We start from the raw sequence: 13,019 nt of genomic DNA, 5'->3' as shown, positions 1-13,019 counted from the left end.
AGCCCCGCAAAACTGGCGGGGCTTTTTCATTCGGTTGCAAGGGCATGCCTGCCTACCAGATATCCGGGCCCTTGTTGGCAAAGCTTGTCACCAGAAAATCAATGAAGGCGCGCACCTTGGGCTGCGTGAAACGGCCCGGCGGATAGACCGCATAGATACCCAGGTTTTCCACCGGCAGATCGGGAATGGCCTCTTCGACCAAGCCTTCCTTCATGGCATCTGTATACAGAAAGCTGGGCAGATAGGCGATGCCCAGGCCGGAAATGGCCGCGTTCAGCAAGGACTGGCCGTCATTCACCGTCAGCCAGCCCGCCGTGCGGACCTGACGTTTTTCACCCGACGGGGCAGTCAGCTTCCACACATTGCCGCTGGACTGATTGGAATAATGCAACAGCTTGTGCGTGTTCAGATCGTCGATCTTCTGCGGGCGTCCGTATTTCTTGAAATATTCCGGCGAGCCGATCATCCGCTTGGTGGTATCGGTCAGCTTGCGGGCGCGCAGGGTGCTGTCTTCCAGCTCTCCAACCCGGATCGCCATGTCGAAGCCTTCGGAAATCAGCTCCACATAGCGATTGTTCAGCACCATGTTCACGGTAATATCCGGATATTCCTGCAGGAAATCGCCCAGAACCGGTGACAGCAGGTTCACCCCGAAATCGGTTGCCACCGATATTCGCAGCAATCCCGATGGGGCCGTCTGCATCGACGTGACCAGCGCATCGGCCTCGCCTGCATCGTTCAGAACACGCCGGGCCCGATCATAATAGGCCAAGCCTATTTCTGTCGGGCTGACGCGCCGTGTCGTGCGGTTCAGCAACCGGGCGCCCAACCGTGCTTCCAGCGATGAAACATGCTTGGACACAGCGGATTTCGATATGCCCATCTTCTTGGCGGCATCGGTAAAGCCGCCCTGATCCACCACTGTGGCGAACGCCTCCATTTCGGTCAGTCGATCCATGTTGAACCCTTCACGCACTTCAGATTTCCGAAGCCCGTTATCATCCCGAATTCGGGCAAGAATTGGGTTTTGCGCCGACAATACTGCGGTTTTACACAGGATCGTAAGGCGGAGGGAAACACAGGGCGCAGACACAAAAATTAGGCTTTATCTTTACTATACAAAGACTTGCCTGTCCGTCCTAGGTCATTGTTTCCAGACAATGCCGACGAAATGCCTTTTTCAGCATATCCAGCTCTGCGCGCAACAGATCAATTTCAGCGCGGATATCGTCCTCCAGCGGCGCGCCGGTGACGATTGTGAAACTGTCCAACCGCGCACCGCTGGCGATATCGCGTATCACAAAGGTCTGAACCCCGTCCGACAACAGATCCGCCGGCACCGGGACCGACACCAGGAATTGCCCCGGTGCGCTGTTATCCGGCATCACACTGACACCCGCCAAAGGCTTTTCCAGATGCAACACCTCTATCTGCGGCGGCGCATCGGCGTGCAGAACGCCTTCCCAGACACCGGCGCGAATACGGGTCTTTGTCAAAATCATATCGGTCATGGAATCCCCTAAAGTTCGGCGCGTGGACGGCGGCTGAGCGCCAGGTCACGCAGAATGATCTGGTTCATCTCTGGCCCCTCGAAGATCAGATCCAGCCAGACCCGATCCACACGCTTTTCATTCAGATTGGTATAGGCCAGGTCGAAATCGACGAAGACATCCTGTTCATGCAGGGGCAGTTCACGCACGATCTGTTCGGTATTGGGCCCATGCCGCACATTCAGCCGGGCAAAGATTTCCAGCGGCTTTTCCAGCTCGATGATCGTTTCCACCCGCACAAGATGACGGCGGGTCAGACCGGCGGCGGCATCCGGGGGCAGGTCGATCGCCAGAGACAGGAACGAGCCATCGAAGCGAAACACATCCATGCGCAATCCGAAGGGCGCCAGATCGGCCTCGCGCGTGTTTCTTATCTGGCGCAGGGTCAGTTCGGAAACCGCGCAATCGTGAAAAACGGTAATTTCGTCCCCGAAAGTCGCACGGGTTTCTACGGCGGCCATGCCGGGCCGCCCCAGCGGCCCGCGCCAAAGTTGCGGACGATAACCCCAGTCGGACCCCATCGGCCGCCTGAAGGCATTCGAGCCGATCAAGGGCAGCGTCAGGCGCCCCTCGGCGATATGAATCACCTTGTCCAGCTGTCGGCGCAATTGCCGGGCGCGGCTGCGATAGGCTTTCAGCGTCGCGGCATCCTGACGTTCGGCAAGCCGCGCCACACGCGCCCATTGCCGAAGATAGCGCCGCTGCAATGCGCCTTCGATCAGCGCCTGAAACCGCTTTGCCATTCTGCCCTGCCCCGATTCATACTACACTGTGGGCTTCCCACTTTACATGCGATTAGTCGCAAAACGATTCCGGCTTGGAAACCCTTATTGTTTCCAATTCTTTCGCAATTGATAAAACGGATCATGACTTGTCTGCACCGGGGGCATTTTCATGCTGAATGCGGGCCACCAATGCGCGCACCGTCGCAAGCCCGGCATCGTCGGATATGGGGCGACCACGCATTGCCATCGCCGTTGCCGAAACCACATAGCCGTTCACGGTAAAGATCGCGCGCCACGCGTCTTCCACCAAGCCGGGGACCTTCGCGGCGCTGCGGTCGCGCACATGCACGATGAAAACCCCGTCGCGCACCCAGGTTTTCACGACTGTGACCTTGGCCGGATCGCCATCGCGCGCCAATGCCGCCCGCCCTTGCGCCGTGGCAAAAAAGGCCGTCAGGGCGCGCGTCTCGTCGCCGGGAGGCATGCTGCCGCTGGTCTGATCCACCACTGAAACGGCAAGAAGTGTCGGATAATCAGGGTGGGGCGCTTCGCTGTGTCGGGTCAGATCCGCGCAACTGGCCATCAACACAAAGGCTTCGCCCGGGCCTTTGCGCGTCGCGTCGCGATCAACGCAGTAACCTTCGGGGCCGGCCACAATCACCTGCCCACCGAAGACCGCAACCTTTTCAGGCGCGCGCATCGAGACAAAGATGTTCCGGCTGGCCTGTGGCCCGTCCTGCATGCAGGCCGATAACAGCACCGGCAGGGCAAGCCCTGCCAGTGCCAATCTTGCCCTACTGGTCCATATACACATGTTTTTCGGCCTTGGCGCCGGGGTGGGTGACGGCACCCTTGCGCGTGCTGCCGACCAATTGTGCATATTTCCACAGCGCGCCACTGGCATAGACCGTTTCACGCGGTCCTTTCCAGCCGGCCTTGCGGTTGGCCAGCTCCTCATCGCCAAGCGCGACCGAAATTTCCCCGGTCAGCGCATTCAGCGTGATCATGTCGCCATCTTTCACCAATGCGATCGGGCCGCCATGCGCGGCCTCGGGGCCGACATGGCCCACGCAGAACCCGCGAGTGGCCCCCGAAAAACGCCCATCGGTGATCAGCGCCACCTTCTTGCCCATGCCCTGACCCGACAGCGCCGCCGTCGTGGCCAGCATTTCACGCATCCCCGGCCCGCCCGCGGGGCCCTCGTTTCGGATCACCAGAACCTCACCTTCCTTATAGGTGCGGGCCTGCACGGCCTCGAACGCGTCTTCTTCGCATTCGAACACACGGGCCGGGCCGGTGAACACCTGTTCGGCCTCGGTCATGCCTGCGACCTTTACGATGGCGCCATCGGGGGCCAGGTTACCACGCAGCCCGACAACGCCGCCGGTTTTGCTCAGCGGGGCCGAAACCGGGTGGATGACCTTGCCATCCACTTCGCGGTCCACCAGATCCAGCTCTTCGCCGATCGTGCGGCCCGTGGCGGTGATGCAGTCTTCGTGGATCAGGCCCGCCTTGCGCAATTCGCGCATCACAACGGGCACGCCGCCGGCCTCATACAAATCCTTGGCAACATATTCGCCGCCCGGGCGCAGATTCACGAAATAGGGCGTATCGCGGAAGATATCGCAGACATCGAACAGGTCGAAGTCTATCCCGGCCTCGTGCGCGATGGCGGGCAGGTGCAGGCCGCCATTGGTCGATCCGCCGGTGCAGGCCACCACGCGGGCCGCATTTTCCAGCGCCTTGCGGGTCACGATATCGCGGGCGCGGATGTTCTTTTCGATCAGGTTCATCACCGCCACACCAGAGGCCTGGCCATACTGATCGCGGCTTTCATAGGGGGCAGGCATGCCAGACGAATTGGGCAGCGCAAGGCCAATGGCCTCGGATACACAAGCCATGGTGTTGGCGGTATACTGGCCACCGCAGGCCCCGGCCGAAGGGCAGGCCACGCGTTCCAGAATTGCCAGCTCTGCATCCGACATATTGCCTGCCTGATGCTGGCCCACGGCCTCGAACACGTCTTGAACAACGACATCCTTGCCGTTCAACCGCCCCGGCAGGATCGACCCGCCATAGATGAACACCGACGGCGTGTTCAGCCGCACCATGGCCATCATCATACCCGGCAGCGATTTGTCACAGCCCGCCAGACCCACGATCGCGTCATAGCAATGGCCGCGCATCGTCAGTTCCACCGTATCGGCAATCGCATCACGCGATGCCAGCGATGACCGCATGCCTTCATGCCCCATCGCAATGCCATCGGTCACGGTGATGGTGGTGAATTCACGCGGGGTGCCGCCACCGATCTTGACGCCCTGTTTCACCGACTGCGCCTGACGGTTCAGCGCGATATTGCACGGCGCGGCCTCGTTCCAGCAGGTGGCCACGCCAACCCATGGCTGGTGAATCTCTTCCTCGGAAATCCCCATCGCATAGAAATAGGACCGGTGCGGCGCGCGCGATGGGCCTTCGGTCACGTGACGGCTGGGCAGCTTTGACTTGTCGAAACGGGCATTCTTCATGGCGATCTCCTCGGATTTCCCTGCGCCACGGGATAACGCCCCGCACCCCCCCGCACAAGCGCGATTGAAGCCGGCGCTATCCGCCGCTAGGCTGACACGACGCCCCAACCGCAGGAGCCGCCGATGCGCGCGCCCGAATTCGCCGCCTTTGTCGGACCCGCCCGCCTTTACCCGCAGATATGGCGGATACTGCTTGGCATTCTGCTGATCCTGTTTTGCTATTTCGGTTGGGTGGCGCTGACGCTGGTGGTGGGCTTTGCCGCTGTTGGGCAGGAAAACTATTTCGGATGGCTGGCGCAACTGACCACACCGACCGACCCGGTTCTGACGCTGGTCTTGCTGTTGACCTTCGGCGGGCTGCTTCTGGGCACGATCATTGCCGCCGCGGCCTGCCATTTTCGCGGCCCCGGCACATTGTTTGGTCCCTGGGACGAAACCTGGCGCGGGTTCGTAACGGTTCTTGTGGTGCTGATGCCGCTATATGGGCTGGTATTGGGGATCGGGGCGCTTTTCGATCCGCCCCTGGCCAATATGGAACTGGTGGCATGGGTGCGCCTGTTGCCGCTGGCGCTGCCTCTGTTACTGATCCAGACCACCGCGGAAGAGGTGCTGTTTCGGGGTTATCTGCAACAGCAGCTTGCCGCGCGATTCGCCGCCCGCTGGATCTGGATGGGCCTGCCCGCGCTGGCCTTTACGTCCTTGCACTGGTCGCCAGAGGCGGGAACGAACATCTGGTTCATATTGGCCGCGACGCTGGGCTTTGCGCTGATCGCTGCCGATCTGACAGAACGCACCGGCAGTCTTGGCGCGGCGATGGGGCTGCATTTCGTCAACAACATCTTCGCGCTTCTGGTCTTGGGAACCAAGGGAACGATCACCGGCCTTGCCCTCTATATAACGAAGTATGATATCGCCGACAGCAGCACCCTGCCGCTGAGCGCCGGGCTTGATCTGATTCTGCTGCTTGGGGTCTGGCGATTGCTGCGCTTCATTCTGGACCGCTAGTTTGATTGCATTCCGCGCCCGCTGGCCTTATCTCGGGCACAACGTCACAGCCACGGTGCCTCTCCGATGAACTGGATCTCGAACTATGTCCGCCCCAAGATCAACTCTCTGTTTTCGCGCCGCGAGGTGCCAGAGAACCTGTGGACCAAATGCGATGAATGCGGCACCATGTTGTTTCACCGTGAATTATCCGACAACCTGAACGTCTGCACCAGTTGCGGCCACCACATGGCCATAACCCCGCGTGACCGTTTCGCGGCGCTGTTCGACGGCGGCGTGTTCACCGAAATCGCCGTGCCCGCGCCGATCACCGATCCGCTGCATTTCCGCGATCAGAAGAAATATCCCGACCGCATGAAAGCCGCGCAGAAATCGACCGGCGAAGCCGAGGCCATGCTGGTGGCCGAAGGCATGATCGGCGGCACACCGATCGTGGCCGCAGCGCAGGATTTCAGCTTCATGGGCGGGTCGATGGGCATGTATGTCGGCAATGCCATCATCGCCGCCGCCGAACGCGCCACCAAGACAGGCCGCCCGCTGATCCTGTTTTCGGCTGCCGGTGGCGCACGCATGCAGGAAGGTATCCTGTCGCTGATGCAGATGCCGCGCACCACCGTCGCGGTCGAGATGCTGAAAGAGGCCGGGCTGCCCTATATCGTCGTGCTGACCCACCCGACCACAGGCGGCGTCACTGCATCCTATGCGATGCTGGGCGATGTGCATATTGCCGAGCCCAACGCGCTGATCTGCTTTGCCGGGCCGCGCGTGATCGAACAGACGATCCGCGAAAAACTGCCCGAAGGGTTTCAGCGGTCGGAATACCTGCTGGATCACGGCATGCTGGACCGCGTCACCCGGCGCGGCGACATGCGCGATGAGCTGATCAGCATCACCCGGATGCTGCTGGGCCTGTCGCCTGCGATCCGCGGCAACCTGCCCGCCCCCGACAAGGCAACGCCGAAGCCCAAGGCAGACGGAAAGCCCGCCGCGTGACCACCGATGCCAGCGACATCATCCTGGAACGGATGATGTCCCTTCACCCCAAGCTGATCGATCTGACGCTGGATCGGATGTGGCGCCTTCTGGCCGCCCTTGATCATCCCGAACGCGCCCTGCCGCCGGTCATCCATATCGCCGGCACCAATGGCAAGGGATCGACCCAGGCCATGATCCGCGCCGGGCTGGAAGCCGCCGGAAAATCGGTGCATGCCTATACCTCGCCCCATCTGGTGCGCTTTCATGAACGTATCCGGCTGGCGGGCGAATTGATCGACGAGGCCGCGCTGGCACGGTTTCTGGATGAGTGCGAACGCGCCAATCAGGGTGCCGACATCACCTATTTCGAAATCACCACCATCGCCGCCCTGCTGGCCTTTGCCCGCACCCCCGCCGATTATACCCTGCTAGAGGTGGGCCTGGGCGGGCGGCTGGATGCCACCAATGTGGTGGAAAAACCGGCGCTGACGATCATCACGCCGGTGTCGATCGACCATCAGCAATATCTGGGCGATACATTGGCGGAAATCGCGGGCGAAAAGGCCGGGATCGTCAAGCGCGGCGTGCCCTGCATCGTTGGCCCGCAACAAGACGCGGCGCTTGACGTAATCGAAACCCACGCCGCCCGCCTAGGCGCGCCGCTGCTGGTTTACGGCCAGCACTGGCATGTCTGGGAAGAACGCGGGCGGCTGATCTTTCAGGATGAAACCGGGCTGCTGGACCTGGCCCTGCCCCGCCTGATCGGGGCGCATCAGGTTCACAATGCGGGCGCCGCCATCGCCGCGCTGCGCCATCTGGGTTATGGCGAAACCGAATGCGAAGCCGCCCTGCGCGACGCCGCCTGGCCCGCCCGCCTGCAACGGCTGACGAAGGGTCCGCTGGCCGCGGCCGCGGCCGCGGCACAGGCCGAGCTTTGGCTGGATGGCGGGCACAACCCCGCCGCCGGCGATGCCCTGGCCGAGGCGATCACCCGTCTGCCGCCCCGCCCATTGCACCTGGTCTGCGGCATGCTGAACACCAAGGATGTCACCGGTTTTCTGCGCCCGCTGGCGCGTGCAGGCCAGTCGCTGCATGCCGTGTCGATCCCCGGATCGACCGCCACGCTATCCGCCGAAGACACTGCCACGGCCGGGCGCGCCGTCGGTCTGCCTGCCGTTACCGCGCATAGCGTTCAGGATGCCGTGACCGATATCGTCACCCATACGCCAAACGCGCGCATCCTGATCTGTGGGTCGCTCTATCTGGCGGGCGAGGTGCTGCGCGACAACGGCTAACAGGCTCTGTGCATCCCTGCCCATATCCTTGGCCGGCCCCCCGCCCTATCTTGGGCCAAACAGCATTCTGGAAGGCGCCATGACACAGACCATTGAATTCGGCCTTGATACATTCGGCGACGTTACCCACGCCAATGGCAAACCGCTGCCCCATGCGCAGGTGCTGCGCGATGTGGTGGCCCAAGGCGTTCTGGCCGATCAGGTCGGCGTCGATTTCATCGGACTTGGCGAACATCACCGCGATGACTTTGCCATTTCCGCCCCTGAAATGGTGATGGCCGCCATCGCCGCCAGAACCAGCCGCATCCGGGTCGGCACCGCCGTAACAGTGCTGTCATCCGATGACCCCATTCGCCTGTTTCAACGCCTGTCCACGCTGGATGCGCTGTCCAACGGCAGGGCCGAGCTGATTCTGGGCCGCGGATCATTCACCGAAAGCTTTCCACTGTTCGGTTTCGACCTGCGCGATTACGAAACCCTGTTCGAACAGAAACTGGACCTGTTCACCCGCCTGATCCGCGACGACAAGATCAGCTGGTCCGGCAGCCACCGCCCTGCGCTGAAGGGGCAGCGCGTCTATCCAACCCCCGAACGGCCCCTGCGTGCCTGGGTGGGTGTCGGCGGCAGCCCCGAATCGGTGATCCGCGCGGTGCATTTCGACCTGCCGATGATGCTGGCCATCATTGGCGGCAGCCCGGCGCGGTTCAAACCCTTTGCCGAACTGTATCGCGACGCCTTTGCCCAAGCTGACCGCCCGGTTCAGCCCATCGGCGTGCATTCCCCCGGCCATATCGCCGACACGGACGAGGCCGCCCGCGAAAACTTTTTCCCCGGCTACAAGGCCATGCATGATCGCATCGGCCGCGAACGTGGCTGGCCCGCGCTGCAAAAAGCAGACTTCCTGCGCGAGGTCGAACATGGATCGCTTTATGTCGGCAGCCCCGAAACTGTCGCGGCCAAGATCGCCGGCACTGTCAAGGCGCTGGGTCTGAACCGGTTTCAGTTGAAATACAGCGCAGGCCCGGTGCCGCACGCCGCGCTGATGCGCACAATCGAGCTGTATGGAACCCGCGTGATCCCGCTGGTGCGTGATATGCTGGGGTAATGGCAGCGGGAAAAATCTTCCCGCAGATTTTTCAGACGAAGAAATTTCGGGAAATTTCTTCTTATTCCACGCCCCAATCGGCGTCCTGCATTTCGCGCAAACGGCTGGCTGTCCTCTCGAATTCGAACGCGCCGCTGCCTTCGACATACAACATCTCTGGCTGGGCTGCTGCCGAACAGATCAGCCGCACCTTCGCCTCGTAAAGCGCGTCGATCAGCGTGACAAAGCGCTTGGCCTCGTTGAAATTGCTGCGGGTCAGGCGCGGGATATCCTCGACGATCAGCACGCGCACCGCATCGGCAATCGCCAGGTAATCGGCGGGCCCCAATGGCTTGGCGCACAGATCCCAGAACGTGGCACGCCCCACACCGTTCTGGAACTGCGGCACTTCGACCTTGCGGCCGTTCACTGTCAGCACCAGTGGCGCGCCCGGCCCGCTGGTGAAATCCTGCCAGATGTCCTGCATGGCGGCGCGCGCCGCATCGTCGGCGGGCGTGAAATAGACCTGTGACCCCGACAGCCGATTCTGGCGATAATCGTTGGGCGAGGCCAGATGATGCACCTCCAGCCGGTCCTTCAGCAGCGCGATGAACGGCAGGAATAATTCGCGCTGCAAACCATTCTTGTACAGATCATCCGGCACCCGGTTCGACGTGGTTACAACCGTTACCCCCTGATCGAACAGCAACTGAAACAGCCGCCCGACGATCATCGCATCGGTGATATCATTGATCTGCATTTCGTCGAAGCACAGCAGGCGCAGGTCCGCGGCGATTTCTTCTGCCACGGGGCGCAGCGCATCGGCCATGCCGCCCTGGCGTGCCTTGTGCAGCCCGGCATGGATTTCCTGCAGGAAGGCATGGAAATGCACACGGCGTTTTTGCGGAATATCAACGCTGTCAAAGAACAGATCCATCAGCATCGACTTGCCGCGCCCGACCCCGCCCCACAGATAAAGCCCCCGTATGGGTTCGGGCTTGCGCCGCCGCAGGGCAAATCCACGCCGGGGGATTGCCGCCTCTTCCAATGCGCGGCGCACAGCGTCCAGCGGTTCCAACACGGCCAGCTGGCCGGGGTCCGAATGCAGCCCGCCTGCGGCCACCATCTGATTGTATTTTTCGCGCAAACTATCCGTCATTTGCCCTGCTTACGGGGCTTTTATGGCCTTGAAAAGGGACGGCGCCGCAAAAGCGATCAACCGTCACGCAGGAAGGTCTGCAACGCCTTGTGGACGTCATCTGGATGGGTCTGCAACAACATATGTGCGGCACCCGGCACCGTTACCTGATGGGCATTGCGATTGATCCGCGCCAGCCGCCCCACCGCTGTAAGTGGAATCGCCGGATCATCCTCGCCCCAGATCGCCAGCACCGGAATTCCGGCAGCTACCACGGCGCGATGGGCGGGTTCCATATCTTCGGTCAGCATATGGCGCAGGCTGGACAGCCGCGCGGGCAACGTGCCGCGCACCGGCTCTGGTCCGCCGAACAGCCGCATCGCCCAATCCCCCAGCACCGGCACCGCGATGGCGAACCGCCCAAGCCGGCCCACATTGTGCCCCAGACCCGATGGCGCCAGCAACACCATACGGTCAACCCGGTCGGGGGTGTCCGCTGCAAAGGCGGTGACGATTGCCCCGCCCATCGAATGCCCGATCAACAATGCGGCCTCGGTGAGGTTCTGATCGTCCAGCAATTCGCGCAATTGCCGCATAAAGAACGCGCTGTCTTGCACACCGGCCACTCGGTCGGAAAATCCGCGCCCGTACAGATCATATCGCAAGACGCGAAACCCCATCCGGGTCAGGATCGGCGCCAATGCATCCCAGACCCGCATATCCGAGCTGAGCCCATGCACGCATACCGCCACCGGCCCGTGTTCCGGCCCGTCCCAACGGTAATGCGTGGTTCCACCCGGCAGATTCGCGAACCGTCCGGCTGCGGCCGCGCGGCCAGCGGCATCCATCGGGCGGCGGCGGCGTTCAGACAGGTCATAACTGGCCCAGAACACCAGAACGGCGGCCAGCGCGATACCGACGCCCCAGATCAAAACCGCGCCTCCTGCACCGACAGCAACCCGGCGGCGACCAGCCGATCCGCCCAGCCCTGCGGCCCGTCGAACAGATGCACCTGCCAGCCGCGCGCGGCGGCTGCGTTGATATTGTCGGGCCGGTCATCGGTGAACAACAGATGCTCTGGCGCGATGCCGCAATCGTCTTCAACCATCTGGTATATCCGCGCATCAGGCTTGATCACCCCCATCCGGCCCGACACATAGGCCCGGTCGAACTGCCCCAGAAACGGATATTTCGGCACGGCGACATCGAAACTGCCGATCCCGAAATTTGTCAGCGCAAAGACCGGAACACCCCGCGCCCGCAACGCCTGCATAAGATGCACGGAATGCGCAATCACAGGCTGGGCCAGATCGATCCAGTTGTCATGCCACATCCGGATTTCGGCGCGAAATTCGGGATAGGTATCGGCCGTTTCATAGATCGTCGTGCGAAAATCTTCGCCCCTGTCGACGCGGTCGTTCATGCCATGCAGATCGACCGCCGCAAACATGGCGCGCCGCCTGTCGATACCCACCACCCGGTCATAATATCGTTCGGGCTGCCATTCGATCAGCACATTGCCGATATCAAAGATCACCGCCTGGGGCGTCATGTTCCAATCCTTTTCGCCGCTTGCAATACGCGCTCCAGCGCATCCAGAAAACGCGACTTGTCTGCTTTTGAAAAAGGTTTGCCGCCCCCCTGGCGAAACGGATCGGCGGCGCGCAGATCGGCCATCAGATCGCGCGTGGCCAGCACATTGCCGATATTGGCCGCCGTCAGCGCCCCGCCATCATGGCGCAACACCTGCGCGCCCGCCGCCACGCATTTCGCGGCCAGCGGGATATCACCGGTGATAACCACATCGCCAGGCCCCGCGCGTTCGGCGATCCAGATATCGGCCACATCCGGACCATCGGGAACATAGACCATTTCGATCAGCGGGTTGGGCGACGGTCGCAGTCCGCCATTGGCCACCATGAACACCCCAACGCGGTGGCGGGTGGCCACGCGCTCGACCTCGGCCTTGACGGGGCAGGCATCGGCATCGACGAAAATCCTGCTCACTTGCGCATCGCCTTGGCGTGAAGGGCGATATGATCACGCATGAAAGACGCCACAAAGAAATAACTGTGATCGTATCCAGCCTGCATCCGGAACTGCCCAGGCTGGCGGCGCGCGGCCATCGCGGAAGACAGTGCTTCGGGCATCAGCAGATCAATGAACTGATCCTTGGCACCCTGATCAATCAGCACCGGGCCGTCAAACCCTGCCGCCTGCATCATCAGGCTGGCATCGTGGCGGACCCATTGCGCCGTATCCGCCCCCAGATAGGCCGAAAACTGTTTGCGCCCCCAATCCGATGCGGTGGGATGCGCGATCGGGGCCAGCGCCGAAACCGACGCAAACCGCCCCGGCAGACCCATCGCCAGCGTCAGCGCCCCATGCCCGCCCATCGAATGGCCCATGATCGACTGGCGGCCTTCATCCACTGCGAAATTCGCGGTGACAAGCCGCGGCAATTCATCAGCGATATAATCCCACATGCGGTAATGCGCGGCCCAAGGCGCCTGGCTGGCATTCACATAGAACCCCGCCCCCTTGCCCAGATCATAGGCATCATCATCCGCCACCCCATCCCCGCGCGGCGATGTATCGGGAAACACCAGCGCGATACCCTGTTCTGCGGCCCAGGCCTGGGCACCCGCCTTGACCATCGCATTTTCATGGGTGCAGGTCAGACCCGACAGATACCACAGCACGGGCACCGGGCCATCGG

At 62.0% G+C, this 13,019-nt stretch carries 14 protein-coding genes; 4 read left to right on the top strand and 10 right to left on the bottom strand.

Features of this window, described 5'->3' with window-relative positions; all coding sequences use genetic code 11:
- Positions 1 to 52 precede the first annotated feature (52 nt).
- From ACTCHC_RS09395 to ilvD, 5 genes are all read right to left on the bottom strand, one after another.
- Positions 53 to 958, bottom strand: a complete 906-nt coding sequence (locus tag ACTCHC_RS09395) for a LysR family transcriptional regulator (RefSeq protein ID WP_463022228.1) — start codon at positions 956 to 958, stop codon at positions 53 to 55.
- Between the two features lie 181 nt (positions 959 to 1,139).
- Positions 1,140 to 1,511 (bottom strand): hypothetical protein, encoded by a 372-nt coding sequence (locus tag ACTCHC_RS09390; RefSeq protein WP_463022227.1) that lies wholly within the window; start codon positions 1,509 to 1,511, stop codon positions 1,140 to 1,142.
- Between the two features lie 8 nt (positions 1,512 to 1,519).
- A complete protein-coding gene (locus ACTCHC_RS09385; protein ID WP_463022226.1) occupies positions 1,520 to 2,293 on the bottom strand; it encodes a DUF6478 family protein in 774 nt (257 codons plus the stop codon).
- A 121-nt stretch (positions 2,294 to 2,414) separates the two neighbouring features.
- Positions 2,415 to 3,062, bottom strand: a complete 648-nt coding sequence (locus ACTCHC_RS09380; protein ID WP_463022225.1) for a hypothetical protein — start codon at positions 3,060 to 3,062, stop codon at positions 2,415 to 2,417.
- A gap of 7 nt (positions 3,063 to 3,069) precedes the next feature.
- The gene (ilvD, locus tag ACTCHC_RS09375; RefSeq protein WP_463022224.1) at positions 3,070 to 4,803 is read right to left on the bottom strand and encodes a dihydroxy-acid dehydratase; all 1,734 of its coding nucleotides are present in this window, start codon (positions 4,801 to 4,803) and stop codon (positions 3,070 to 3,072) included.
- A gap of 123 nt (positions 4,804 to 4,926) precedes the next feature.
- On the opposite strand from ilvD, the gene ACTCHC_RS09370 reads away from it, so the two are divergent.
- The 4 genes from ACTCHC_RS09370 to ACTCHC_RS09355 all read left to right on the top strand — a co-directional run bounded on the left by ACTCHC_RS09370 (position 4,927) and on the right by ACTCHC_RS09355 (position 9,183).
- The gene (locus tag ACTCHC_RS09370; protein ID WP_463022223.1) at positions 4,927 to 5,808 is read left to right on the top strand and encodes a lysostaphin resistance A-like protein; all 882 of its coding nucleotides are present in this window, start codon (positions 4,927 to 4,929) and stop codon (positions 5,806 to 5,808) included.
- A gap of 66 nt (positions 5,809 to 5,874) precedes the next feature.
- Entirely contained in the window at positions 5,875 to 6,801 is a 927-nt protein-coding gene (accD, locus tag ACTCHC_RS09365) for an acetyl-CoA carboxylase, carboxyltransferase subunit beta (RefSeq protein ID WP_463022222.1), read from the top strand.
- Entirely contained in the window at positions 6,798 to 8,078 is a 1,281-nt protein-coding gene (locus ACTCHC_RS09360) for a bifunctional folylpolyglutamate synthase/dihydrofolate synthase (protein ID WP_463022221.1), read from the top strand. The genes accD and ACTCHC_RS09360 overlap by 4 nt, the downstream gene beginning before the upstream one ends.
- 79 nt (positions 8,079 to 8,157) lie before the next feature.
- Positions 8,158 to 9,183, top strand: coding sequence for an LLM class flavin-dependent oxidoreductase (locus tag ACTCHC_RS09355; protein WP_463022220.1), 1,026 nt, complete (start codon positions 8,158 to 8,160; stop codon positions 9,181 to 9,183).
- A 61-nt stretch (positions 9,184 to 9,244) separates the two neighbouring features.
- Here ACTCHC_RS09355 and zapE read toward each other — a convergent pair whose 3' ends face one another.
- The 5 genes from zapE to fghA form a co-directional block, all read right to left on the bottom strand.
- Complete coding sequence (zapE, locus tag ACTCHC_RS09350) at positions 9,245 to 10,321, bottom strand: cell division protein ZapE (protein WP_463022219.1); 1,077 nt, start codon at positions 10,319 to 10,321, stop codon at positions 9,245 to 9,247.
- A gap of 56 nt (positions 10,322 to 10,377) precedes the next feature.
- Positions 10,378 to 11,232 (bottom strand): alpha/beta fold hydrolase, encoded by an 855-nt coding sequence (locus tag ACTCHC_RS09345; protein ID WP_463022218.1) that lies wholly within the window; start codon positions 11,230 to 11,232, stop codon positions 10,378 to 10,380.
- Positions 11,229 to 11,852 (bottom strand): HAD family hydrolase, encoded by a 624-nt coding sequence (locus ACTCHC_RS09340; protein WP_463022217.1) that lies wholly within the window; start codon positions 11,850 to 11,852, stop codon positions 11,229 to 11,231. The genes ACTCHC_RS09345 and ACTCHC_RS09340 overlap by 4 nt, the downstream gene beginning before the upstream one ends.
- The gene (locus ACTCHC_RS09335; protein ID WP_463022216.1) at positions 11,849 to 12,307 is read right to left on the bottom strand and encodes a YaiI/YqxD family protein; all 459 of its coding nucleotides are present in this window, start codon (positions 12,305 to 12,307) and stop codon (positions 11,849 to 11,851) included. The genes ACTCHC_RS09340 and ACTCHC_RS09335 overlap by 4 nt, the downstream gene beginning before the upstream one ends.
- On the bottom strand, positions 12,304 to 13,019 hold a 716-nt coding region (gene fghA / locus ACTCHC_RS09330), incomplete at its 5' end, for an S-formylglutathione hydrolase (RefSeq protein ID WP_463022215.1). The genes fghA and ACTCHC_RS09335, both read right to left, overlap by 4 nt.

The sequence above is a fragment of the Actibacterium sp. genome, assembly GCF_055134745.1.
The sequence above is the reverse complement of the archived record's forward strand: the minus strand, read 5'-3'. Positions and strand labels throughout refer to the sequence as shown.